The organism is Citrobacter sp. 50677481 (genome assembly GCF_001463265.1).
GTDB classification, from domain to species: domain Bacteria; phylum Pseudomonadota; class Gammaproteobacteria; order Enterobacterales; family Enterobacteriaceae; genus Citrobacter_A; species Citrobacter_A sedlakii.
The window spans coordinates 307,907-333,197 of record NZ_LNHZ01000061.1 but is presented as its reverse complement, the minus strand read 5'-3'; the positions used below and the strand labels follow the sequence as shown (position 1 = coordinate 333,197).

At 52.9% G+C, this 25,291-nt stretch carries 22 protein-coding genes and 2 pseudogenes; 13 read left to right on the top strand and 11 right to left on the bottom strand.

Going from position 1 to position 25,291, the window contains the following annotated elements:
* Positions 1-482 precede the first annotated feature (482 nt).
* The 9 genes from APU02_RS18105 (at position 483) to hybG (ending at position 8,801) form a co-directional block, all read left to right on the top strand.
* Positions 483-2,060 (top strand): methyl-accepting chemotaxis protein, encoded by a 1,578-nt coding sequence (locus APU02_RS18105; protein WP_060570828.1) that lies wholly within the window; start codon positions 483-485, stop codon positions 2,058-2,060.
* A 189-nt stretch (positions 2,061-2,249) separates the two neighbouring features.
* Positions 2,250-3,368: a hydrogenase 2 small subunit gene (gene hybO / locus APU02_RS18100; protein WP_042289187.1), complete on the top strand. Its 1,119-nt coding sequence runs from the start codon at positions 2,250-2,252 to the stop codon at positions 3,366-3,368.
* 2 nt (positions 3,369-3,370) lie between these two features.
* Positions 3,371-4,357 carry a hydrogenase 2 operon protein HybA gene (gene hybA, locus APU02_RS18095; RefSeq protein ID WP_060570827.1) on the top strand — a complete coding sequence of 329 codons (987 nt, stop codon included), beginning with the start codon at positions 3,371-3,373 and terminating at the stop codon, positions 4,355-4,357.
* Positions 4,347-5,525, top strand: coding sequence for a Ni/Fe-hydrogenase cytochrome b subunit (gene hybB, locus APU02_RS18090; RefSeq protein ID WP_060570826.1), 1,179 nt, complete (start codon positions 4,347-4,349; stop codon positions 5,523-5,525). Before hybA ends, hybB begins: the two co-directional genes overlap by 11 nt.
* Positions 5,522-7,225 carry a hydrogenase 2 large subunit gene (gene hybC / locus APU02_RS18085; RefSeq protein ID WP_060570825.1) on the top strand — a complete coding sequence of 568 codons (1,704 nt, stop codon included), beginning with the start codon at positions 5,522-5,524 and terminating at the stop codon, positions 7,223-7,225. The genes hybB and hybC overlap by 4 nt, the downstream gene beginning before the upstream one ends.
* On the top strand, positions 7,225-7,719 hold the full coding sequence (locus APU02_RS18080; protein WP_060570824.1) for a HyaD/HybD family hydrogenase maturation endopeptidase: 495 nt from the start codon (positions 7,225-7,227) through the stop codon (positions 7,717-7,719). The genes hybC and APU02_RS18080 overlap by 1 nt, the downstream gene beginning before the upstream one ends.
* Positions 7,712-8,200, top strand: coding sequence for a hydrogenase-2 assembly chaperone (hybE, locus tag APU02_RS18075; RefSeq protein WP_060570823.1), 489 nt, complete (start codon positions 7,712-7,714; stop codon positions 8,198-8,200). Before APU02_RS18080 ends, hybE begins: the two co-directional genes overlap by 8 nt.
* Positions 8,193-8,534: a hydrogenase maturation nickel metallochaperone HypA gene (gene hypA / locus APU02_RS18070; protein WP_042289173.1), complete on the top strand. Its 342-nt coding sequence runs from the start codon at positions 8,193-8,195 to the stop codon at positions 8,532-8,534. The genes hybE and hypA overlap by 8 nt, the downstream gene beginning before the upstream one ends.
* 18 nt (positions 8,535-8,552) lie before the next feature.
* Positions 8,553-8,801: a hydrogenase maturation factor HybG gene (hybG, locus tag APU02_RS18065; protein WP_042289171.1), complete on the top strand. Its 249-nt coding sequence runs from the start codon at positions 8,553-8,555 to the stop codon at positions 8,799-8,801.
* A gap of 68 nt (positions 8,802-8,869) precedes the next feature.
* Here the strand turns inward: hybG and yghU are convergent, their stop codons facing one another.
* The gene (gene yghU, locus APU02_RS18060) at positions 8,870-9,736 is read right to left on the bottom strand and encodes a glutathione-dependent disulfide-bond oxidoreductase (protein ID WP_042289168.1); all 867 of its coding nucleotides are present in this window, start codon (positions 9,734-9,736) and stop codon (positions 8,870-8,872) included.
* Positions 9,737-9,931: 195 nt separating this feature from the next.
* On the opposite strand from yghU, the gene gss reads away from it, so the two are divergent.
* Positions 9,932-11,791 carry a bifunctional glutathionylspermidine amidase/synthase gene (gene gss, locus APU02_RS18055; RefSeq protein ID WP_060570822.1) on the top strand — a complete coding sequence of 620 codons (1,860 nt, stop codon included), beginning with the start codon at positions 9,932-9,934 and terminating at the stop codon, positions 11,789-11,791.
* A 435-nt stretch (positions 11,792-12,226) separates the two neighbouring features.
* Entirely contained in the window at positions 12,227-12,991 is a 765-nt protein-coding gene (locus APU02_RS18050; RefSeq protein ID WP_060570821.1) for a hypothetical protein, read from the top strand.
* A 382-nt stretch (positions 12,992-13,373) separates the two neighbouring features.
* Here the strand turns inward: APU02_RS18050 and APU02_RS18045 are convergent.
* A pseudogene (locus APU02_RS18045) lies at positions 13,374-13,675 on the bottom strand (SymE family type I addiction module toxin).
* 399 nt (positions 13,676-14,074) lie between these two features.
* Between APU02_RS18045 and APU02_RS18040 the strand changes: the two are divergent.
* Positions 14,075-16,675 carry an autotransporter outer membrane beta-barrel domain-containing protein gene (locus tag APU02_RS18040; protein ID WP_072197145.1) on the top strand — a complete coding sequence of 867 codons (2,601 nt, stop codon included), beginning with the start codon at positions 14,075-14,077 and terminating at the stop codon, positions 16,673-16,675.
* 273 nt (positions 16,676-16,948) lie between these two features.
* Here the strand turns inward: APU02_RS18040 and hemP are convergent.
* Positions 16,949-17,107, bottom strand: a pseudogene (hemP, locus tag APU02_RS26300) (hemin uptake protein HemP).
* A gap of 318 nt (positions 17,108-17,425) precedes the next feature.
* Positions 17,426-17,683, bottom strand: coding sequence for a hypothetical protein (locus tag APU02_RS26490; protein WP_131729050.1), 258 nt, complete (start codon positions 17,681-17,683; stop codon positions 17,426-17,428).
* A gap of 168 nt (positions 17,684-17,851) precedes the next feature.
* On the opposite strand from APU02_RS26490, the gene APU02_RS18035 reads away from it, so the two are divergent.
* Positions 17,852-18,841 (top strand): hypothetical protein, encoded by a 990-nt coding sequence (locus tag APU02_RS18035; protein ID WP_042289159.1) that lies wholly within the window; start codon positions 17,852-17,854, stop codon positions 18,839-18,841.
* Between the two features lie 100 nt (positions 18,842-18,941).
* Here the strand turns inward: APU02_RS18035 and APU02_RS18030 are convergent, their stop codons facing one another.
* The 7 genes from APU02_RS18030 to APU02_RS18000 are packed head-to-tail and all read right to left on the bottom strand — an operon-like array spanning position 18,942 to position 25,240.
* On the bottom strand, positions 18,942-21,038 hold the full coding sequence (locus tag APU02_RS18030) for a flagellar biosynthesis protein FlhA (protein ID WP_042289157.1): 2,097 nt from the start codon (positions 21,036-21,038) through the stop codon (positions 18,942-18,944).
* The gene (flhB, locus tag APU02_RS18025; protein WP_060570819.1) at positions 21,025-22,161 is read right to left on the bottom strand and encodes a flagellar biosynthesis protein FlhB; all 1,137 of its coding nucleotides are present in this window, start codon (positions 22,159-22,161) and stop codon (positions 21,025-21,027) included. Before flhB ends, APU02_RS18030 begins: the two co-directional genes overlap by 14 nt.
* Positions 22,161-22,934, bottom strand: a complete 774-nt coding sequence (gene fliR / locus APU02_RS18020; RefSeq protein WP_042289153.1) for a flagellar biosynthetic protein FliR — start codon at positions 22,932-22,934, stop codon at positions 22,161-22,163. The genes flhB and fliR overlap by 1 nt, the downstream gene beginning before the upstream one ends.
* A gap of 6 nt (positions 22,935-22,940) precedes the next feature.
* Positions 22,941-23,213 carry a flagellar biosynthesis protein FliQ gene (gene fliQ / locus APU02_RS18015; RefSeq protein WP_042289150.1) on the bottom strand — a complete coding sequence of 91 codons (273 nt, stop codon included), beginning with the start codon at positions 23,211-23,213 and terminating at the stop codon, positions 22,941-22,943.
* A gap of 2 nt (positions 23,214-23,215) precedes the next feature.
* Positions 23,216-23,971 (bottom strand): flagellar type III secretion system pore protein FliP, encoded by a 756-nt coding sequence (gene fliP, locus APU02_RS18010; RefSeq protein WP_060570818.1) that lies wholly within the window; start codon positions 23,969-23,971, stop codon positions 23,216-23,218.
* On the bottom strand, positions 23,968-24,366 hold the full coding sequence (fliN, locus tag APU02_RS18005) for a flagellar motor switch protein FliN (protein WP_042289145.1): 399 nt from the start codon (positions 24,364-24,366) through the stop codon (positions 23,968-23,970). Before fliN ends, fliP begins: the two co-directional genes overlap by 4 nt.
* Positions 24,359-25,240, bottom strand: coding sequence for a flagellar motor switch protein FliM (locus APU02_RS18000; protein WP_042289143.1), 882 nt, complete (start codon positions 25,238-25,240; stop codon positions 24,359-24,361). Before APU02_RS18000 ends, fliN begins: the two co-directional genes overlap by 8 nt.
* Positions 25,241-25,291: the final 51 nt, after the last annotated feature.

The window sequence follows — 25,291 nt, the reverse complement described above, 5'->3', positions numbered from 1 at the left end:
GATGAATCCGCTTTCTTTTTAATGGAAATGCGTTCATTTAAGAATCTTCTGAAAGGAGAATGATGTAATAAAATCTTAAAGTGGTTTTAAGAAAAAATAATGTTTTAATCACGGTCTGATAAATTAATTACTATGAATGCATTTTTCTCGTGAATATTTAAGCTTAAATAATAAGCTGTTTATGCCAATTTTATCCAGCAACATCGATATAGTTCAAAAGAACGCCTCAAACCCAATAATTCTTTAGGGGTATTTCGGTAATTTACTGCGCGGCTGTTTTACATTTTTACAACTATTGAAAGATAAAAACACGTTAACGCAATGTGGATTTCTCGCCCGGCGATTATCGTTTTCATTAACTTTCTTGTGGAGTAAAAATTTTTATAAAATTACGCGCGAAAAATTATACCTTCGCCGCTTCCTGCCGATAACGAGGTTAGACGCGCCTCTGGGCGACTTCTCCCTCATGGCAAGGAAAACATATGTACATGCTTCGTAATTTCACTATCCGGGTTGTCATGCTGACGATCCTCGGCATTTTCTGTTTAATGTGGGTCGGTGTGGGGCTTTACAGCACCTGGTCTCTTTCTCGCGTCGCGGAGGGCAACGAGGTGGATCGCCATCTTGTTCGCCAGATGACGGTGCTCAGCCAGGGCAACGATCAGTATTTTCGCTTCGTGACCCGTCTCAGCCGCGCCATGGACGTTAAAATCGGCGGAGGGACGCCCGATTTTGCGCCCGTACAACAGGCGCTGGATAACATGAGTAAAAAGTTACAGGAGATGAAAACCCTTTCTCCAGGCCCGATGGATCCCCAGGTTGCCGCCGATGTGCTGGCTAAATGGCAGGATCTGCTCGATAAAGGCGTCACGCCGCAAATGCAACTTGCGCAGCAGGGCACGCTGACCGCGTGGAGTGCGCAGGCGAATAACGTGACGCCAGCATTGAGCCGCGCCTTCGGCGCAAGCGCAGAGCGGTTCAATACCGCCGCTGCGGTCATGCTCGATCAAACCCGGGTTATGGTCGATGGCAAAACGGCGGTGATCCGCACGCTGATCGTCAGCGCGGTAATCCTGGGAATTGCGATCCTGTTTTTTACCGACCGCTATCTTGTGGCGATGCTGGTGAAACCGTTGGGGCGGATCCGTCAGCAGTTTCGCCAGATAGCCCAGGGCGATCTCAGCCAGCCGATTGACGATATCGGGCGTAACTGTGTGGGCCAGTTGGTGCCCCTACTGCGAGCGATGCAGGACAGTTTACGCGAGGCGGTCAGCGCGATTCGCGCAGGCAGCGATAATATCTGGCGGGGAGCGACCGAAATTTCCAGCGGCAACAACGATCTCTCATCGCGTACCGAGGAGCAGGCCGCCGCGCTGGAAGAGACCGCCGCCAGTATGGAACAGCTAACCGCGACGGTAAAACTGAACGCGGATAACGCGCGTCAGGCCAGCCAGCTTGCGGACTCGGCCTCCCGTACCGCCAGCCAGGGTGGTTCGCTGGTGTCAGACGTGGTGGACACCATGAACGGCATTTCCGCCAGCTCGAAGCAGATTGCCGAAATTACCACCGTGATTAACAGCATTGCCTTTCAGACCAATATTCTCGCCCTCAATGCGGCGGTCGAAGCCGCGCGTGCCGGTGAACAGGGGCGTGGATTCGCGGTGGTTGCCGGTGAAGTGCGTAACCTGGCAAGTCGCAGCGCGAATGCCGCGAAAGAGATCGAAACGCTGATCGCCGAATCCGTTCGCCGTGTCGATCAGGGGGCGCAACTGGTGAAAGACACCGGTTCGACCATGGAGGCGATTCTGCGCGGGGTGTCAGAAGTGGAGGCCATAATGAAGCAAATCGCTTCGGCTTCAGAAGAGCAGAGTAAAGGCATTTCGCAGGTTGGCGTCGCCATTACGCAGATGGATGGCGTCACGCAGCAAAATGCCGCGTTGGTGGAACAGGTTTCTGCCGCCGCCGCCGCGCTGGAGCGTCAAACCGAAGAACTGCAGCGTTCGGTGCAAAAATTCCGTCTTTCGCAAAGCGATAACGCTGACTTTCGAACCGAACATTGATCCGAAAGGGGTATTGGGCCGGTTTTATTAATTACACTACCGGCTACTCCCTTCGTTTTAGTATTCCTGCGCAGTATCATAGACTACATAACCATAATAAAAATGTGGTAAATGGCGCACCGATCGCAATAACGTTTGCGCGATTGATGCAAAATAAAAGCCAGGTCTTCGCAACGGAATAACTATAAAATGACTGGAGATAATACTCTCATTAATTCTCACGGCGTTAACCGTCGTGATTTCATGAAGCTTTGTGCAGCACTCGCCGCCACCATGGGGCTCAGCAGCAAAGCCGCCGCAGAAATGGCCGAATCGGTATCCCGCCCGCAGCGCCCGCCAGTTATCTGGATTGGCGCTCAGGAGTGTACGGGGTGTACCGAATCCCTCCTTCGTGCGACCCACCCCACGGTAGAAAACCTTGTTCTGGAGACCATCTCTCTGGAGTATCACGAGGTGCTTTCCGCCGCGTTCGGCCATCAGGTTGAAGAGAATAAACACAACGCGCTTGAGAAGTATAAAGGGCAGTATGTGTTGGTCGTCGATGGTTCCATTCCCTTAAAAGATAACGGTATTTACTGCATGGTTGCCGGTGAGCCGATTGTGGACCATATCCGCAAAGCGGCGGAAGGCGCGGCGGCGATTATCGCTATCGGCTCCTGTTCCGCCTGGGGCGGCGTCGCCGCTGCGGGCGTGAACCCAACCGGCGCGGTGGGTCTGCAGGAAGTACTGCCAGGCAAAACCGTGATTAACATTCCAGGCTGTCCGCCGAACCCGCATAACTTCCTGGCGACGGTCGCGCATATCATCACTTACGGTAAGCCGCCGAAGCTGGATGCGAAAAATCGTCCCACCTTCGCCTATGGCCGCCTGATCCACGAGCACTGTGAGCGCCGTCCGCACTTCGACGCCGGTCGCTTTGCCAAAGAGTTCGGCGATGAAGGTCACCGTGAAGGATGGTGCCTCTACCATCTTGGCTGTAAAGGACCGGAAACCTGGGGCAACTGCTCCACGCTGCAGTTCTGCGACGTGGGCGGCGTGTGGCCGGTGGCGATCGGGCATCCTTGCTACGGCTGTAACGAAGAGGGCGTGGGATTCCATAAGGGCATTCACCAGCTTGCTCACGTGGAAAACCAGACACCGCGTTCTGAAAAACCTGACGTAAATATGAAAGAAGGCGGCAACGTCTCTGCCGGCGCCATTGGCTTACTCGGCGGCGTCGTCGGACTTGTGGCAGGCGTCAGCGTGATGGCGGTGCGTGAACTGGGTCGTCAGCAAAAGAAAGATAACGCTGACTCACGGGGAGAATAACCGTGAACAGACGTAACTTTATTAAAGCAGCCTCCAGCGGGGCATTGCTGTTAGGCGCCGCGCCGTCTGTCAGCCATGCGGCTGCGCAAAACCGCCCGCCGATCCCCGGTTCACTCGGTATGTTGTATGACTCGACGCTGTGCGTCGGCTGTCAGGCCTGCGTGACTAAATGTCAGGACATCAACTTTCCGGCGCGCAACCCCGAAGGGGAACAGACCTGGTCAAACAACGACAAACTGTCGCCCTACACCAATAACATTATTCAGGTGTGGCGTAGCGGCGACGGCGTGAACAAAGACCAGGTCGATAACGGCTATGCGTACATTAAGAAACAGTGTATGCACTGCGTCGACCCTAACTGCGTCTCTGTCTGCCCGGTTTCCGCGCTGAAAAAAGATCCGAAAACCGGCATCGTCCATTACAACAAAGACGTCTGTACCGGTTGCCGCTATTGCATGGTCGCGTGTCCGTACAACGTGCCGAAGTACGACTACAACAACCCGTTTGGCGCGCTACACAAGTGTGAACTGTGTAACCAGAAAGGTGTTGAGCGACTCGATAAGGGCGGTCTTCCAGGCTGTGTGGAAGTGTGTCCGGCGGGCGCGGTGCTCTTCGGCACTCGCGAAGAGCTGATGGCCGAGGCGAAAAAGCGTCTTTCGCTTGAACCGGGCAGCCAGCATCACTATCCGCGTCAGACCCTGAAAACCGGCGACACCTACGTGCATACCGTGCCGAAGTATTACCCGCATCTGTATGGCGAAAAAGAGGGCGGCGGTACGCAGGTGCTGGTGCTGACCGGGGTACCTTACGAAAATCTGGATCTACCGAAGCTGGACGACCTCTCTACCGGCGCGCGATCCGAACACGTTCAACACACGCTGTATAAAGGCATGATATTACCCCTGGCTGCGCTGGCGGGCTTATCCGTGCTGGTTCGTCGTAACACTAAAAACGACCATCACGACGGAGGAGACGATCATGAGTCATGATCCTAAACCGCTGGGCGGCAAAATTATCAGTAAACCGGTCATTATTTTCGGGCCGCTAATCATCCTTTGTATGCTTCTTATCGTGAAGCGTCTGGTGTTTGGATTGGGGTCCGTCTCCGATCTGAACGGCGGCTTCCCGTGGGGCGTCTGGATCGCCTTCGACCTGCTGATCGGCACTGGCTTTGCCTGTGGCGGCTGGGCGCTGGCATGGGCGGTGTATGTTTTCAACCGGGGACAATACCACCCGCTGGTGCGTCCGGCGCTGCTGGCCAGTCTGTTTGGATATTCGCTGGGCGGTCTGTCTATCACGATTGATGTGGGGCGTTACTGGAACCTGCCGTACTTCTACATTCCGGGTCACTTCAATGTGAACTCGGTGCTGTTTGAGACGGCGGTCTGTATGACCATCTATATCGGCGTGATGGCGCTGGAGTTTGCCCCGGCGGTGTTTGAACGCCTGGGCTGGAAAGTGTCGCTGAAGCGTCTGAACAAGGTGATGTTCTTTATCATCGCCCTCGGCGCGCTGCTGCCGACCATGCACCAGTCCTCAATGGGATCGCTGATGATTTCGGCCGGCTACAAGGTGCATCCGTTGTGGCAAAGCTATGAAATGCTGCCGCTGTTTTCGGTGCTAACCGCCTTTATCATGGGCTTCTCAATCGTTATCTTTGAAGGTTCGCTGGTTCAGGCGGGTCTGAAAGGCAACGGCCCGGATGAAAAGAGCTTGTTTATCAAACTGACGAACACCATCAGCATACTGCTGGCGATATTCGTCGTGCTGCGCTTTGGCGAGCTGATCTATCGCGACAAGTTATCGTACGCGTTCGCAGGCGACCTCTATTCCCTGATGTTCTGGATTGAAGTCGTGCTGATGGTCTTCCCGCTGGTGGTGCTGCGCGTGGCGAAACTGCGCAACGATTCGCGGATGTTGTACCTGTCTGCGCTGAGCGCGCTGCTGGGCTGCGCGACCTGGCGACTCTCCTATTCGCTGGTGGCCTTCAATCCAGGCGGCGGCTACCACTACTTCCCAACCTGGGAAGAACTGTTGATTTCTATTGGTTTTGTGGCTATTGAGATTTGCGCTTACATCGTTCTCATTCGTCTACTGCCGATACTTCCTCCTTTAAAACAAAACGATCATAATCGTCATGAGGCGAGCAAAGCATGAGCCAGAGAATTACTATTGATCCGGTAACCCGTATCGAGGGGCATTTACGCATCGATTGCGAAATCGAAAATGGCGTTGTATCGAAAGCATGGGCGTCCGGCACCATGTGGCGCGGCATGGAAGAGATCGTGAAGAACCGCGATCCGCGCGACGCGTGGATGATTGTGCAGCGCATTTGCGGCGTCTGTACGACCACACATGCCATCTCTTCGGTGCGTGCGGCGGAAAGCGCGCTGAACATCGACGTGCCGGTGAACGCGCAGTATATCCGCAACATTATTCTGGCGGCGCATACCACGCATGACCACATCGTTCACTTTTACCAGCTGTCCGCGCTGGACTGGGTGGACATCACCTCCGCGCTGAATGCCGACCCGGCAAAAGCCGAAGCGCTGCTGAAAGGCGTTTCCAGCTGGCACCTGAACAGCGCGGAAGAGTTCACGAAAGTGCAGAACAAGATCAAAGATCTGGTTGCCAGCGGTCAGTTGGGCATTTTCGCCAACGGCTACTGGGGACATCCGGCGATGAAACTGCCGCCGGAAGTGAACCTGATCGCGGTTGCGCACTATCTGCAGGCGCTGGAATGCCAGCGTGACGCCAACCGTGTGGTGGCGCTGTTGGGCGGTAAAACGCCGCACATTCAGAACCTGGCGGTGGGCGGGGTAGCCAACCCGATCAACCTCGACGGTCTGGGCGTGCTGAACCTTGAACGCCTGATGTACATTAAGTCATTCATCGACAAGCTGAGCGACTTCGTTGAACAAGTTTATAAGGTCGATACTGCGGTGATCGCCGCGTTTTATCCGGAATGGCTGGAACGGGGTAAAGGCGCGGTGAACTACCTGAGCGCGCCGGAATTCCCGACCGACGGCAAAAACGGCAGCTTCCTGTTCCCTGGCGGCTACATTGAAAACGCCGATCTGTCGACCTACCGTCCAATCAGCTCTCACTCCGATGAATACCTGATCAAGGGTATCCAGGAAAGCGCGAAGCACGCCTGGTATAAAGACGAAGCGCCGCAGGCGCCGTGGGAAGGCACCACCATCCCGGAATACAACGGCTGGGCGGATGACGGTAAATATTCGTGGGTGAAATCGCCGACCTTCTACGGCAAAACCGTTGAAGTGGGACCGCTGGCGAATATGCTGGTTAAACTGGCGGCGGGACGCGAGTCCACGCAGGCGAAGCTGAATGAAATTGTCGCTATCTACCAGAAGCTGACCGGTAAAACGCTGGAAGTGGCGCAACTGCACTCCACGCTGGGGCGCATTATTGGCCGTACCGTTCACTGCTGCGAACTGCAGGGTATTTTGCAGAACCAGTACAGCGCGCTGATCGCCAATATTGGTAAAGGCGATCACACTACGTTTGTGAAGCCGGATATTCCGTCCACTGGCGAGTTCAAAGGCGTCGGCTTCCTTGAAGCGCCGCGCGGGATGCTTTCTCACTGGATGGTGATCAAAGACGGCATTATCAGCAACTACCAGGCGGTCGTACCGTCAACGTGGAACTCAGGCCCGCGTAACTTTAACGACGATGTCGGCCCGTATGAACAGTCGCTGGTGGGTACGCCGATTGCCGATCCGGAAAAACCGCTGGAAGTGGTACGTACTATTCACTCTTTCGACCCCTGTATGGCGTGCGCGGTGCATGTTGTCGACGCTGACGGGAACGAAGTGGTCTCTGTGAAGGTTCTGTAATGCGGATTTTAGTCTTAGGGGTCGGCAATATTTTGCTGACCGATGAAGCCATCGGAGTGCGGATCGTTGAAGCGTTAGCGCAGCGATACGTACTGCCGGATTTCGTAGAGGTCCTCGATGGCGGCACGGCGGGAATGGAATTGCTGGGTGACATGGCGAACCGCGATCATCTGATCATCGCGGACGCCATTGTGTCCAGAAAAAACACGCCGGGTACGATCATGGTCCTGCGGGACGATGAAGTGCCTGCGCTGTTTACCAATAAAATTTCCCCGCACCAGCTTGGCCTGGCCGACGTTCTGTCGGCCCTGCGTTTTACCGGCGAGTTCCCGAAGAAGTTGACCCTGGTGGGCGTCATTCCAGAGTCGCTGGAGCCGCACATTGGCTTAACGCCGACGGTGGAAGCGATGATTGAACCTGCGCTTGCGCAGGTTCTGGCCGCGCTGCGCGAGTCTGGTGTGGATGCCATCCCACGGGAGGTTGCGCATGCCTGAGGAGATTTCAGGGTTCCAGACCGCTCCGAAGGCGCAGGTTCAGGCCGCGTTTGACGCCATCGCGCAGCGTTCAATGCACGATCTCTCTTTTTTGCATCCTGATATGCCGGTGTATGTCTCTGACTTTACGCTGTATGAAGGACAGTGGACGGGATGTGTTATCACGCCGTGGATGCTGAGCGCGCTGATTTTGCCCGGGCCGGATCAACTCTGGCCGGTACGCAAGGTGAGCGAAAAACTCGGGCTGCGTCTGCCGTATGGCGATATGACGTTTACTGTTGGCGAGCTTGACGGCGTATCGCAATATCTCTCCTGCTCGTTGATGTCGCCGCTGAATCACGCGATGTCGGCGGAAGAGGGCGTCCGTCTGGCAGACGACTGCGCGCGGATGCTGCTGTCGCTGCCGGTCAGTAATCCTGATGCGCCGCAAACCAGCCGCCGTGCATTGCTGTTTGGCCGCCGGAGTAGTGAAAATGCATGAGCTGTCTCTTTGCCAGAGCGCGGTTGAGATCATTCAACAGCAGGCAGAACAGCACGGCGTTAAGCGAGTCACTGGCGTGTGGCTGGAGATTGGCGCGCTTTCCTGCGTCGAGGAGAGCGCCGTCCGTTTTAGCTTTGACATTGTCTGTCAGGGGACAGTGGCGCAGGGCTGCGTGCTGCACATCGACTACACGCCAGCGCAGGCATGGTGTTGGGATTGCAGTCAGGTGGTTGAGATCGCCCGGCACGATGCGCAATGTCCGCGCTGCCATGGCGATCGTCTGCGCGTGGATACCGGCGATTCGCTAAAAGTGAAGAGTATTGAAGTTGAATAAACCTCTGGGTGGTTAATTATGTGTATTGGCGTTCCGGGTCAGGTTCTGGCGGTGGGTGAAGATATTCATCAACTGGCGCAGGTGGAAGTGTGTGGTATCAAGCGCGATGTCAATATCGCCCTGATCTGCGAAGGCAACCCTGCGGAACTGGTTGGGCAGTGGGTGCTGGTTCACGTTGGCTTTGCGATGAGCATAATTGATGAGCATGAGGCCAACGCTACATTAGACGCGCTGCGCCGTATGGATTACGACGTGACCAGCGCGTAATACCGCTTTCATTTCGCGACCTTCCTGGCCGGATAAGGCGCACTGCGCGCCGTCATCCGGCCAGGAACTTATCCCTGTCGCTTATCTTCCGTCTTGTTTTCAACGTCGCTGGCGTCGTGCCGCTCATGCAGCTGTTCGTTCAGCGGACCGTTGGTCTTGTTCACTATTCTTCCCCGTTTCACCGCCGGACGTGCGGCAATCTCTTTCGCCCAGCGCTGCACGTTCTTGTAGCTGCCTGCGTCGAGAAATTCCGCGGCGTCGTACACGTTGCCGAGCACCACATTGCCGAACCATGGCCAGATTGCCATATCGGCAATCGTATAGTCGTCGCCCGCGACATAGGGGTGATTCGCTAACTGTTTATCCAGCACGTCCAGCAGACGTTTCGCTTCCATGGTGAAACGGTTAATGGCGTATTCGATCTTCACCGGCGCATAGTGATAAAAATGGCCGAAGCCGCCGCCAAGAAACGGTGCTGCGCCCTGTAGCCAGAACAGCCAGTTCAGGGTTTCCGTGCGTTTTGCCAGATCCTGCGGCAGGAAATAGCCAAATTTTTCCGCCAGATACAGCAGGATCGATCCCGACTCAAACACGCGCACCGGCGGATTTTGCGAATGATCGCGCAGGGCCGGGATCTTCGAGTTAGGGTTGACCTCAACAAAGCCGCTGGAGAACTGATCGCCTTCGCCGATGCGGATCAACCAGGCGTCATACTCTGCACCGGTGACGCCCAGTGCGAGCAGTTCTTCCAGCATGATCGTCACTTTCTGACCGTTCGGCGTGCCCAGCGAGTAGAGCTGCAACGGGTGTTTACCGACGGGCAATGTCTTGTCATGGGTTGGGCCGGAGATCGGACGGTTGATGTTGGCGAATGCGCCGCCGCCGGATTTATCCCACGTCCAGACGTTTGCGGGCTGATAAGTGTTATCTGACATGTTGACCTGCCTTCTGATGGGTTGTGTTGAAGCAGTGTAGCAGGTCGCCATTGAGGCATTTAACAGATTGGCACATTTACGCCCTGCTATTTTTTGCCTTCGCGCGTCTGGCCGCTGCGTGGAGGTGTATGATGATGAATGTTGTTGGGCAGGCAAGCAGATGCCGCTCAGGCTGTACAGATTGAGGTAAGTTGGATGAGCACAGGAACGAGCAGTCAGGATGCCCCCTTTGGGACATTATTGGGCTATGCCCCCGGTGGTGTAGCCATCTATTCTTCAGATTACAGCTCCCTTGACCCACGGGACTATGCCGACGACGCCGCGTTTCGCAGCTACATCGACAACGAGTATATGGGGCATAAATGGCAGTGCGTAGAGTTCGCCCGCCGTTTTTTGTTTCTTAACTATGGTGTTGTGTTTACCGATGTCGGTATGGCGTGGGAGATCTTCTCACTGCGTTTCCTGCGCGAAGTGGTAAACGACAATATCCTGCCGCTGCAGGCCTTTCCTAACGGTTCGCCTCGCGCGCCGGTCGCCGGGGCGCTATTAATCTGGCAAAAGGGTGGTGAATTTAACGAGACCGGTCATGTGGCGATTATCACCCAGTTGCTGGAGGATAAGATCCGTATCGCCGAGCAGAACGTCATCCACACGCCGCTCCCTCCCGGCCAGCAGTGGACGCGCGAGCTGGAGATGGTGGTAGAAAAGGGTCATTACACGCTGAAAGATACCTTTGACGATACCACGATTCTGGGGTGGATGATCCAGACTGACGACACGCAGCACAGCCTGCCGCAGCCGGGGAACGCCAATGACTCACTGAAGATCCGCGGCGCGCGTCTGGCGGAGAAAGGCCAGTTCGCCGGCAAATGGCTGGATGAACGCGATCCGCTGCAAAAGGCGTATGTGGCCGCTAACGGGCACGTGATAAATCAGGATCCGTACCAGTATTTCACCATCACCGAGAGCGCCGAGCAGGAGCTGATTAAAGCGACCAACGAACTGCATCTGATGTATCTGCATGCCACCGACAAGGTGCTGAAAGATGACAATCTGCTGGCGCTGTTCGATATCCCCAAAATTCTCTGGCCGCGTTTACGTTTGTCCTGGCAGCGTCGCCGTCATCATATGATCACCGGTCGTATGGATTTTTGTATGGATGAACGCGGGCTGAAGGTTTACGAGTACAACGCGGATTCCGCCTCCTGTCATACCGAGGCGGGGCTGATTCTTGAACGTTGGGCTGAACAGGGCTATACGGGACAGGGCCATAATCCCGCCGAAGGGCTGATCAATGAACTGGCCGGGGCGTGGAAACACAGCCATGCGCGGCCTTTCGTGCATATCATGCAGGATAAAGACATTGAGGAAAATTACCACGCCCAGTTTATGCAGCAGGCGCTGCGCCAGGCCGGGTTTGAAAGCAAAATCCTGCGCGGGCTGGATGAGTTGCGCTGGGACGACGCGGGGCAACTGATTGACGGTGACGATCGCCTGGTGAACTGCGTCTGGAAAACGTGGGCCTGGGAAACAGCGATTGAGCAGATTCGCGAAGTCAGTGAAACCGAATACGCCGCTGTGCCGATCCGCACCGGGCATACCAATCAGGACGTCCGCCTGATAGACGTCCTGCTGCGCCCGGAGGTGCTGGTGTTTGAACCACTGTGGACAGTGATCCCCGGAAACAAAGCGATCCTGCCGATTCTGTGGCAACTGTTCCCGCATCATCGTTATCTGCTGGACACCGATTTCACAGTGAACGACGAACTGGCGCAAACCGGTTATGCGGTGAAACCGATTGCCGGACGCTGCGGCAGCAATATCGATCTGGTCAGTCATCAGGAAGAACTGCTGGATAAAACCAGCGGGAAATTCGCTGAGCAGAAGAACATTTATCAGCAACTGTGGTGTCTGCCAAACGTCGCCGGGAAGTACATTCAGGTCTGCACGTTTACTGTTGGCGGCAACTACGGCGGCACCTGCCTGCGCGGCGACGAGTCGTTGGTCATTAAAAAAGAGAGCGATATTGAACCGCTGATTGTCGTGAAAGAATAGACGCTTACCTTGTAGCGCAGCGCTTACAGACCTGCGACGTGACGGCAGACCTCAATACGGTAAGCGCTACATAAACCCAAACCCGCCTTCGGGCGGGCTTTTTACATCGTGAAGCCGCCGCCGGCGCGGCGTTATTCTGCAACAACCAGGATAAAGAGGCGTCCCCCAGGGGCAGGAATATCAGAGAGAGTTAAGAATATTTTTAAAAAGAGACTTCTTCATCAAGTTTTTAAACCTATACGGGAGAAATAGTTCTTAATCGTGTCTTGCTGGTATATTCATCATCGTTTTAAATTTTGATTTATTATTTATGCAATAAATGTTTCATCTGCAGAAATAATTCTCTTTTGCCAGCTTCTTTTGTAGGTATATAATTATTTGGATTTTTCAGGGAAATAATACACGAATTCAGATCCAGATGAGGGAGCATGCACTATGAATACCCGGTCAGCAATATTTTTATGTGTGGTCGCATTCCTGCTGGCGGGTTGTGCGCCACGCTCCTCCATCGATGCGAAGAAAACGGGGCTGCGGGCGGAGAGCGGCGTCAATAAAAATGCTTCAGCACAGCTGCTGTCGGACAAGGATATTTTTGGTAACGAAACCACATTGGCGGTGTCCGAAGAGGATATCCAGGCGGCGCTGGAAGAGGATGAATTTCGTGTACCGCTGAATTCCTCTGTTATTCTCGTACAGTCCGGTAGCCGCGCGCCAGAAACGGCGATGCAGCAAGAAATGCGGAAATATTATACTGTCGCGACCTTTTCCGGGATTCCGGACAGGCAAAAAGTGATTTCCTGCAATAAAAATGAGAACGGCGATGTGGTTGCCAGTGAGAATATGAACTGGATGCAGGCACTGCGTTACGTCGGCGCGAAGGGGCATCAGAAAGCGATCGTTGTTTATCAGGATACATTGCAGTCCGGTAAATACGATCCCACAACCAAAACGACGACGTGGTCGGACTATAAAAATGAGAAGCTGACGGATGCGGCTTCGCTGCGTTACCTGGTGCGTTTTACGCTCGTGGATGTGGCGACAGGAGGCTGGTCCACCTGGACGCCAGTCAACTATGAAGAGGCTGTTCTTCCCTTGCTGACGAGTAAAAGCGGCACAGCTACCACGGAACAACAGATTTCTCAGCTTAAACAAAAAACCTATGCAACAGCGGTTAAAGATTTGGTGAGCCGGTATCAGTAAATCAACTCTACATCAGACGTTGAATTATGGCGACGATCAGAAACATTATCAGTAGGACGGGGTGTTCTCGTACTGAATCGAATCCATAGCCACGAGGGAAAAATGTCGAATAGGTATATATTTTTAGAAGTGCAAGATGCAATATAATTATTTGGCGCCTCTCGGTAAGCGATAACATTCTTATTAATATCTCAATGGTGATTGACGAGTGTAATAACGAAAAAGAACCTCCACTTTTTGAAACTTCGATCACTGACAATGTTGTTGTTTTATCACTATTTGGTGATTTTAATGAACAAAAGATAATAAGAGAAAGAGTTAATTACGCATTTCATAAAAAAAATATTCGTGGTTTTGTAGAGGAATAAATAAAAATCTCCGTTCAGTACACTAAACTAAACATCCCGTCTTTGATCCCTTTAACTAACTGTTTAACCTGATAAAGTTCATCATGCCGTTCCTGCACCTCGTTACGTCCGCCATCAACACAATACACCCGTCCATAATCCTCACCGTCAGTCCGCGTCCGGTCTCAAATCCCGCCTCTGCCAACCCGTCGCCACTAAGGTGCACGCTGGGGCTGCGCGAATATCCGGTGGGGACTTTGATTTTACGGTTGGTGCGGGAAATACCGACATAACCGACTTTAAGACGGCGATACTCACCCCCGATGGGGGAGTAAATGCGCTATGAGTAACCAGTATGCAGAAACCGTTTAACCAGAGCAACGACGGCTGAAACCGGGAAGCTGGTAGCGGCAGGTCATCCGCGAGCACCTGGAATGGGGCGTTCGGGGCCAGACGGTGCGGCCGTGCTCGACACCAGAGGCAGGATCGTCTACCGGGTGGGGTCAGTCCAGTGGGCCCTCATGAACTTTGCAAACCTCTTTCAGAGCCCACTATAAGCACGGATTAAAAACGTAATTTCTCATAGGCACATGATTTGTCCATGTAAGATATTTCTGATATAAATAGGCGTCTTATTGTTAAGGTTATTAGTGGTAATTATCTTAATTGCATTAATTTTATTTACCAATAAGTCAAAGGGACATTAAGGCATAAACTTAAAACGGAACAGAGCATCATGCTTAGAAAACTCTCTTTTATCGTCCTGCTATCTTCGGGGAATGCGCTCGCAGCTGAAGCTGTATGTAGCTCCACCGACGGGAAACAACTAACCTGTAGCGGCGAGCAAGGACTTTTTACCGATATTGACAACACCCTTAACTCATATCAAAGCGTTACTATTGATACTACAACAAATGACAGAGGCTATGGATTAGACTTCCGTCAAACTGTCCATCATTTAACGCCAGATAACATAAACATTACCACTACTGGAAAATACTCTGACGGTATTATAGGGCGGATAGCCACGACGACAATTGATGGCAACCTGAATATTAAAACGTATGGTGAATATTCCTCCGGTATATTATTGCAGGAGTTTGAATACGCCAATGTAACCATCGCTGGCGACATGGACATTTATACACGCCATGGCATGGGGATCGCAGCTGAACTTACTCTGGGCAATAATAAAAACAATCTATTAACCGCCGGAGATAATATTTCTGTTGTCACAGAAGGCGCAGGAAATAACTTAAGACGGGGTGCCGGATATGGAATCTATGCCGGCTCTGCATACTATTTAAACAGTTTGGGATTTATTCCCGATCACCATACGGCCCGTATCATGCTGGGTAACAATGTATCTGTACAAACCAGCGGCGATGAAGCCCATGGGGTGTATGCGAACAAAACAGGAATGATACAGGTTGGTGACATCTCCGTTCTTACCCGGGGTGAGCAGGCGGCGGGCCTGAAAGCGGAGGATGGCAACAAATATGCACCACCGGGACAACGTTTACTCAGAGCCCGAACTGAAAGTTATGAAGGTGGAAAAATATTCCTGACACGTAACGTTAATATCGATGTGGAAGGCGCCGGAAGTTACGCCATGCATTCGACCGGGTTTGGATCTTACATCGGTTCTTCCTGGCTTGGCGGGCAGCAGTCCAGAGGGACCTATATCGTCAATGGTAACCTGTTGGCTGAAACATTAGGGGTGATTGATTTACGGATGACCCATGGTTCAGTATTTACCGGCACCGCCGATTCTAAACAGCTGAATACTGATAATTCCCTGAATACCGTGGATAATGGCTATATTTATCTGGATATGTCCAGAACCAGCAGTATCTGGAATATGACCGGGGACTCGGTGGTTACCCGTCTGGATTTGAATGATGCGAATTTAACCTATGCTGCCCCCACCCAGCATTCATCATTTACACCTAAATTCCTGCACGTGATCGAGGATTATTCCGGAAATAATGGCATTCTGACGCTTAATACTGTTCTTGGCGGTGATGACTCTCCGACTGATAAACTGTATGTTCATGGCGATGTAGAAGCTGGTAACACTCAGGTCAGTATAAATAATATTGGCGGCCAGGGTGACCTGACGAATCAGGGCATTGAAATAGTCAATGTGGGGGGCCAGTCCATCGGCACCTTTACAAAATATGGTCGTATCGTTGCCGGCGCTTATGATTATGATGTTGTCCGTAAAGGCGAGAACTGGTATCTGGTGAGTGGCCTGCCGGAACCAACACCTGAACCAACACCAGAGCCGACGCCGGAACCAACACCGGAACCAACGCCGGAGCCAATCCCGACTCCGAAGCCAACACCGAATCCTTCCCCGATAGTTCGTCCGGAAGGAGGAGAATATGTGGCTAACATTATGGGGTCTAATACCTTATTCCTGCATAGGCTGCACGATCGCGTAGGTGAGCCACATTATGTCGGATCTGTTTCAGATAACAGAGAAAATGTTACGGGTATGTGGATGCGAAACGTCGGAGGACATACTCGTTTCAAAGACAGCAGTGGGCAAATCAACACCCAGGCGAACCGTTATGTTCTCCAGTTAGGTGGGGATATTGTGCAATGGAGCAGTGACGGTAAAGACAGATATCACCTCGGTATTATGGGCGGATACGCCAACCAGAAAAGTAACTCGCATAATAAATTCAGCCATTACTACAGCGAAGGGAGTGTAAACGGCTACAGCGCAGGTATTTACGGAACATGGCTGGAAAATAACGCCGAGAAGACGGGGGGGTATGTTGATACCTGGCTTCTGTATAACTGGTTTGACAATACCGTAAGCGGCAATTCCCTGGCTTCCGAAGACTATAAATCGAAGGGCTTCACTGCATCGGTTGAGTCTGGTTACACATGGAAACTTGGCGAGAAAAATCATCGGGAAAGCTATTTTGTTCAGTCTGTTGCACAACTGACATGGATGGGCGTTAAAGCTGACTCTTTCACGGAGAAAAACGGAACGCGCGTTGAAAGTGAAGGTGATGGAAATATCCAGACCCGACTGGGGACCCGTTTGTTTATCAAAGGTCATAGTCAGCTTGATGAGGGTAAACAGCGAATTTTCGAACCGTTCATCGAAGCCAACTGGATCCACAACACACGCGATTTTGGCGTATCAATGGGTGGAGTGGATGTCAAACAGGCAGGAGCGCGTAACATTGCTGAGCTGAAAACCGGTGTAGAAAGCCAGATCAACCGCAATGTAAATCTGTGGGGGAATGTTGCACAACAGATTGGCGACAAGGGCTACAGTGATACCAGCGCCATGCTGGGACTTAAAGTCAATTTCTAAACCTACCTGAAATACAGCTTCAGGCATATTGCCTGGCGCTGTATCTCGATGCGGTACTGTGTTGTGGAGTGGCACAGTAAATTTGGCCACCCGCTTAAAGGTGATATTCTCATCTCAACACAAAACGGGTGACTTAATGGACAAGAAAACCCGGCATACCTTCACTCCGGAGTTCAGTCTGAAAGTTTGCAGGCGTAGCATAATAATTCTCCCTGAGGAAAATGAAATAGTGCTGGATGGGCGTCACCGGGGTGGCTGGCGAAGTGGGATGATTTATTTCGTCAGTATCAATTTGCCGGAATGCGTCTGGCGTAGTTGATAGTGTTCGCTATTGTACGCAATTCATACCGGGCCCTCGTCGCCGGATAACGTTTTGCTGTTGATCAGATGTTTCACGGGGGAAGGACGCGACGAAACGCGATGTGTTGTCAGAGCGGCTGATGTGTTGCTCAGTCTTGGCACATTTATTATGGAACTGATAATCAACTTGGTAGCGAGAAGCATTATCAAGATAAGCGAGAATGCACCAAGCGATTTTATTTAGAAAAAAGGCGGCTGGATCAATTTTTTATATTCCGTGGCGCCACGGTTTGTCCGGGAAGGGGCTGGTCAGGTAATCATTCTTCTTTACGTCCGTTTTCTTTCATGCGTATCAACACCATGTTGTTTTAATACTGATTCATCTTATCAGGGAGATTATTGGCGGAGACGAAAACGTGTTATCTATATGTCAGATAAAAACAGAGCAATTTAAATCTCTATCTCTTTACCGAGATCGTATTCTATTAACGTCCATTTAACAGGAGAGCCCTGATAATAGGGCAGCATTTCTCCCTTTTTTAAATTTACCACGGCCGAAACGACGGTGCTGGAGAGCTGCCAGTAGCCACTTTGTGGGCTGAGTTGACCGCTGTTGCGAATGATGCCAAGCGGCTTGCGGCGGGAATCGTCTTGTTGAAGTGAAGAAGAGAGCACCGAAAGAGTGTAATTACTGCTATCAATTTTCATAACATAACTTCCAACAAAGAATACATATGACGTATAAGCGACCGTCGGGGGCGATTGCTTAAGCTGATGGCATTATTATTTATCGCTAGAATTAACTTATGCGACTTATTGCAAATAAACGCTGTTTTCGCCAAAATGGGCGACCTTTTTGGTTAAAGAATACGCAAAATGACCTGCCGCCTGATTAATTGTTTGCTCCTGACCCTTTCGCTTTTCACCAGCAGCGCGTTTGCGGTGAACTGTTTGCGCGCCTCGACGCCGCTGGAAAACACCATTTGCGGCAACGATAATTTGCACTGGCTGGACAGCACGATGAGCGTGATTTACCGTACAATGCTGGTAAAAAGCGGTAACCATGACGTGCAGCAGCGTTATGCGGAGTGGGAGTCATCGCTGAAAAACTGTACGACGGATACCTGCATTGAACGCGCTTATTACGAAGGGATCAGCACCATTTCGGACGTAGCGCCCGATTTTGACTGGGAAGGGCGCTGGTGGAACGTCAGCGTCTCCAATATGAGCGGCGGCACCATTCAGTTTAGCCGCAGCGCGGAGTGGTCGGTCACAACGGACATTCGCGTCTGGTCAGGACGGAACAAGGATGAATTTGCGGCGGAGGCCCGCAAACTTTACGGTATGGCGCTGGTGGAGCGTATCGCGGATACCAATAACTGCCGGTTACTGTTTATTCCGCGCAAGAGCGGCGCGATTCAGGTCTTCAGCAATGCGGACTGGAGCTGTGGGCTCTCAATGCCGAGCGGTGCGTTTATTGACGGGCGCTATGAGCGTGCCGACAGCGATCCGCGGCCAAAAGCGACGCTGCTGTCGCTGGCGATTTTCTCTGATCCGAAGATGGATGAACGTTTTCGCACGCTGGTAGGAAGCGACTACCAAAAGTTTGTCGACACGGCCAATGTTTATATGTATCAGGAAGATACCGACAATATCGGCGCGACGGTGGTCTCTATGTGGGTGCGGGGCGCCGCCAATAACCAGACGGCGATCATCATGTACACGAAAAGCGACATCTGGGCGGCGAGAGTTTATCCGAATGAGAAAGGTAAGCTACAGCTGCAATATTTCAGCACGAAAGGGAACGATCCGCGCACCATGACCCGGACTATCGCCGAGTGGAAGCTGCGTTTTCTGGATAAATAAAGCCGGATAAGCGAAACGCCATCAGGCTTTATTACCTACGGATGACTCTCTCTTTAAGAGCGGGTCAGGAGGGAGGGGAAACGATACGCACAAATGCCCTTTACCCCAGCGTACCCACCACGTTCAAATCAGTGTCATCCGGCACTTCATTATAAGAAAGCACATGTAGCCCATTGGCGAAGAGGCGTCCATAACGTGCGATCACTGGTCGCAGTTGCGGCGTCACCAGCAGCAGCGGCGGCAGGCTTTTCGCTTTCATCTGCTCGTAGACCATCGGCATGGTGTTTTGTAGCTGCGTCAGAATATTCGGGTCGACCGGGAAGCTGTCCAGCGCCACTTTTCCCGCCTGCTGCGCCTGGGTGAGCGCGCCAAGCAGCATATTCTCCAGTTCATTATCGATGGTATAGGCCACCAGTTGGGGCCGGTCCGCGTTAATGCTGTGCACAATCGCGCGGCGCAGGGCAAAGCGCACGTCGGCGGTGAGCAGAACCGGATCTTTGGTCACGGCTGAACTTTCCAGCAGCGTGGAAGCGATCGTCACAATATCCTTCAGCGACACCTGCTCCAGCAGAAGTTGGCGGTAGATCCGCAGCAGTTGGCTGTAGTTCAGCGCCGCGTTGAGATCTTCCGCCAGCTTAGGCGCCTGCTGGGCCAAACGGGCGTGAAGATGCGTAATATCATCATAGTTAAACAGCTCCGGCAGATGCTCGCGGGCGACCTTATTAACGTGGGTCGCCACCACGCTGGCGCAGTCCACCACCTGATAGCCCAGATTCAGCGCTTTGGATTTTTGCTCCGGGTCGATCCAGACGATCGCCATGCCGTAAGCCGGGTCGGTATCCAGCACACCGTCTATCTCGCCATACAGCTCCGCGCCGGGGATCGCCATCAGCTTATCCGCGTGGACTTCGCCCAGTGAGGTGCGGATCCCGTTGATATGAATGGCGTATTGCGCGGGCTTAAGGCGGAAGTTTTCCCGCACGCGAATTTCCGGCAGCAGCACGCCGCAGTGTTCGGAAATGACCTGCCGCACGCCGCGAATACGCTGAGTAAGCGGGCTGCCTTTAGACTCATCCACCATCATTACCAGCTTATAGCCGAGATTGAGGCCAATCGGTTCCACCAACGGAATATTCTCCCAGGTGATCGATGGCGTTTCATCCGGCGTGAGCGCCTCTGAAATGGCGTCCATATCGCTTTCTGGCTGTGCGGGCTGCACCACTTTGCTCTGTCGCCAGGCGGCGAATAACAGCAGCGCCGTGAAGCTCAGGAAGGCGATGTGGGGCATGCCCGGCACGATGGCAAGAATAAACATCACGAACGCGGCGGTGTAGAGTACTTTCGGCTTCGAGAGCAACTGGGCTTTAATCTCGTCGCTGACGTCGTTGCCTTCGCTGACGCGGGTCACGATAATCGCCGCGGCGGTTGCCAGCAGCAGCGACGGGATCTGCGCCACCAGGCCGTCACCGATAGTCAGCAGAACGTACTGACGGAACGCGTGGGTGGCGTCGAGATCGTATTTAAAGATACCGATGCAGATCCCGCCGATCACGTTGATGATCAGTACCATGATCCCGGCGATGGCGTCGCCGCGTACAAACTTCGAGGCCCCGTCCATCGAGCCGTAGAAATCGGCCTCTTTCGCCACTTCCTGGCGGCGGGTGCGTGCCTGCTGCTGATTGATTAACCCGGCGTTGAGATCGGCGTCGATCGCCATTTGTTTACCCGGCAGGGCATCGAGGGTGAAGCGCGCGGAGACTTCAGAAATACGCTCCGCACCCTTAGTGACGACCACAAAGTTGATGATCATCAGGATGATAAATACCACGAAGCCGACCACGAAATCGCCGCCGATCACCACCTGGCCGAAGGCTTCAATCACCTTGCCGGCCGCGCCTTCCCCTTCATGACCGTGCAGTAACACCACGCGCGTTGATGCCACGTTGAGGGTGAGGCGCATCAGGGTGGTGATAAGCAACAGGGTCGGGAAAATGGCAAAGTCCAGCGGACGCTGCATATTGACCGACACGAGCAGCACAATCACCGCCAGTACGATGTTGAAGGTGAAGAAGATATCCAGCATCAGCGGCGACAGCGGCAGAATAACCATTGCCAGCACGCAGAGAAGCAAGATAGGCACGCCAACGTGCCACTGACGGAGCACGCTGAGCGCGTTGCGCAATTTACTGTTCGCCATTGGCTTTTAAGACCTCCTGAGGAATGTTTATCTGCCTGTTCAGACGGGGTTTTTGCTCAACGTTGCCTGCGCGCCACGATTTCAGCTGCATCACATAGGTCAGAACGTGGGCGATAGCGCGGAAAAGCTGCGCCGGTATTTGCTGGTTAACGCGCGTGGTGTAGTAAACCGCGCGCGCCAGCGGAGGAAACTCCACCACTTCAATGTCGTGGCTGGCGGCGACTTCACGGATCCACAACGCCACGTCGTCGATGCCTTTGGCGACGATGTAAGGCGCTTCCGCCTTTTGCGGATCGTATTTCAGCGCCACCGCGTAGTGGGTCGGGTTGGTGATAATCACATCCGCCGTCGGGACGGTTCGGCTGATCTGCCCCATCGCCATCTGGCGCTGCAACTGGCGAATACGGCCTTTGATCTGCGGGTTACCGTCGTTGTTTTTATGCTCCTCTTTCACTTCCTGTTTGGTCATGCGCATCTTTTTGGTGAACATGAACTTACTCAGGGGAACGTCAAGCAAAGCAAAGATGACAATAACCGCGACAAAATAGCTGACAACGTGATGGAAAATATCGAAACCCTGCATGATCGCCTGGCGTAAATAAAGGCGCTGAAGATGCAGCAGCCCGTCCATGGAGTCGTGCACCATCATGTAGAGAACGCTGAGAATAATGCCGCATTTGAGCAGCATCTTGCCGACATCCAGATAGTGGCTGGCGGAAAAAAGCCGCTTTACGCCGCTGATGGGCGACAGTTTTTTGATGTCGGGTTTCAGCTTTATCGGCGTAAAAATCCAGCCGCCAGGGATCAGGCTGGCGACCATGCACGCCAGCGGAATCGGGATCAGGGTGGCGATAAAACGCAGCAGTATCCAGACGTTCAGCAGCAGAAACTGATTAAGCGCTCCCGGATCGTCGATTTTCGAACCCATCTGGCCGACGGCGATAAACGACTCCCCGACCAGCTGGCGGTAGTAGGGCAGGAACGCCGCGAGGGTGAAAAATGATGCCACCAGACCGACGGCCATCGTCAGGTCTTTCGAGCGCGGGATATCGCCCTTTTCGCGCGCTTTGCGCAGCTTCCCGAGGGTGGGTTTTTCGCTTTTATCGCCACCGGAAGAGGCCATTAGTGCACCCTTATGGCGTCGAGTTTCGCCAGAATTTCAGTGGTCAGGTTGAGATAGTGGTCAGGAATATTCGTGACCAGCATTGAAATGCAAAGCAACCCGAACAGCATGCTGATCGGGAAGCCGAGCGAAAACAGGTTCAGCGTAGGCGACACGCGGTTCAGCAGTCCAAAACCGCCCTGAACTATCAGCATCACAAAAGTGGTCGGTAGAGCGATAAGCGTGGCGGAGGCCATGATCCAGCCGAGGCCCTGGGCGATCAGGGTCAGTGTAGGGTTGTTGATAGCCTGGCCGATGGGCCAGTAGCTGAAGCCCTTATACAAAATCGTCACCATCAGCAGATGGCCATCCATAACGAAAAAAAGCAGGCCGCAGAACACGTAGATAATTTGTGAAATCACGGTGGTGGAGTTGCCGTTGATCGGATCGTTCATCATCGCCATCCCGAGCCCCATATTCATAGACAGAATATGTCCGGCGGTTTGCAGGGCGACAAACACCAGTTGGAGGGCGCTGGCGAAAAGAATGCCCCACAATAGCTGCTCGCTAATCAGCAAAATGGTGCGTATCGACAGCAGTTCGCTCAACAGTACGTTGTTTGGCAGCATAGGGGTGATAATGACGGACAGCGCCAGCGCAGTGGCGATTTTAATCCGGCGGGAAAACGCTTTGTTATCCAGCACGGGGGCGAACTGAAGAAACGCCAGAATACGGATGAAGGGCAGCACCAGCGCCATTAATGGCGTAAGCAGCGCCTGAATATCGATTCCCATTGCGGTTTAGCCTACCAGCCCCGCCGCCTGGTGAAAGATCTGCGTGGTAAAGTCCACCAACTGCGTCAGCATCCACTTTCCGGCAAAAATCAGCACCCCCAGCGTCACCACCAGGCGCGGCAGAAAGCTCAGCGTCTGTTCGTTAATCTGCGTGGTGGCCTGAAAAATACTGACGCACAGCCCGACAATCAGGCTGGGTACAATCGCGACGGCGGAGATCAACAGCACCAGATGAATGCCGGAGGCCATGATGTCTCCGGCGGTATCCATATTCATCATCGTTATAACCCCTGCACGCTGGAGGTCAGCGTGCCGACAATCAGCGTCCAGCCGTCGCAAAGCACGAACAGCATCAGCTTAAAGGGCAGCGAAACGATCAGCGGCGACAGCATCATCATCCCCATCGCCATGAGAATACTGGCGACGATCAGGTCGATAACCAGGAAGGGGATGTAGATCATGAAACCTATCTGGAAAGCGGTTTTCAGTTCGCTCAGCAGGTACGCGGGCGTTACCACCGTTAAATCCTGTTCGCGGGCATCACCTTCGATACCCGCGATGCTCATCATCTGCGCCATCGCCTTATTGTTGGTTTGCGCCAGCATATATTTTTTCAGCGGGGCTTCCGCCTTTGCCAGCGCCTGCTTCAGCGTGATTTCATCGTTCTGGAACGGGGTGATGGCGTCCGTATAAATGGTCGTCCATACCGGGCGCATCACCAGCAGCGTCAGTGCCAGTGCGATACCGGTCAGGATTTTGTTGGGTGGGCTCTGCTGTAGCCCCAGCGCCTGGCGCAAAATCGCCAGGACGATAATAAAGCGGGTGAAACAGGTCATCATCAGCACCATGATCGGCAGCAGGCCGAGCAGGGTCATCAGGATCAGGATCTCAATTTTGACGTTGTAATCCTGGCCTGTCTGCGTCGTTGCGGTGCTAAAGAGGGTGACATCACCGTTTGCCGCCAGTACGGGCTGGGCAAACAGCAAACCCAGGAGCAGCAACAGGGTGATGCCGCTGCGGTAAAACGACTGATTCATCGCGTCAACTCACCAAGCTCTTTGGCGTTAAACTCGATAATACGCAGCCCATATTTATCGTTCAGCACCACCACTTCTGCTTTGCCGAACAGAATGCCGTTAACCTTGATATCCAGCGGCTCGCCTGCCATTTTGTCCAGTTCGATGACGGAATCGCTGTTGACCGTCATCAGCTCTGCCAGCGAAATATCGACGGAGGCGACTTCCAGCGTCAGTGTGACCGGAATACGGCGGAACAGGGCCATTTTACGCATGTCGGTCATCGGCGCGCTGCGCGTTTCCGACTGCAAATCAAGACGGATATTGCCTTCGACGGTGGCTTCCTGCGGCATATCGCTGAGGTTCAGATCGTCAAGATCGAGAGACTGACTCAGTTCGTGTTGCAAATCACTCATAGTGTTTCTCGGTTGTTTTGTCATAGATATCGCACAGGAACAACTTGCTGCGATCTTCTGCAATTGCGGCTTCAAAAATTTGTTCTTTACCGATAAAAACCGGTAACGGTTCATTTACGGCGATAGGGATGATGTCGCCAGGTTTGATGTCGGCGATCTGCGCGACCGTCAGGTTAAGGCTGGCCAGACGGCCATTCAGCTTCAACGGCAGCGTATCGAAAAGACGCTCGATTTGTGCCGGGCTCAGCGGTGCGCTTTGCACGCTGCTCTGGCTGGCTTCGGGTGTACGCAGCGACGCCAGCATCTGATCGACATGATGATGGTCGAGGAGCACGGTAAAGCTGCCGTGGTCATACCCTTCGAGCGTAAAGGTAATACACCATGACCATTGGCTAATGACCGTGGAGTAATCGATTTTAATATCGAGATTTTCCCCGAAGGTTTCTTTGCTGATAATTAATGACGTTAATTCCTGGCCCAGTTTACTTTTCAGGCGTTCTTCAGTTTTGGTCACCGGCAATGTGTCGTCGGGCGCGACATGATTACTGTCTTTGCTCAACCCATAATAATCATGAAGAATATTCAGCAGTAAAATACGGTCAATGACAAACGCAATATTACCGTAGGGTGTTGAGAATATTTGCGCGTTTTTATAGTTTTGATCTATCGCAAACGTCATGGTCTTTAACGCCGCATTGACGCGGAGCTTCTTCAGAAAATAGATGCTCAGTCTGGCGTCAAGGATGTCAAAGCAGTCATTCATCAGCTTTGGCAGTTTATGCCATGGGCGACCGAGCTTGCTGATCTCTGGTTTGATGAGATCGGGCAAATCATCGTGCTTATGGATTCTGATTCGCTGTGAGACAGGGTACATGATTATTCCGGGTTAATAGTAATGGTCAATCGAGTAATAACGCTCGTTATT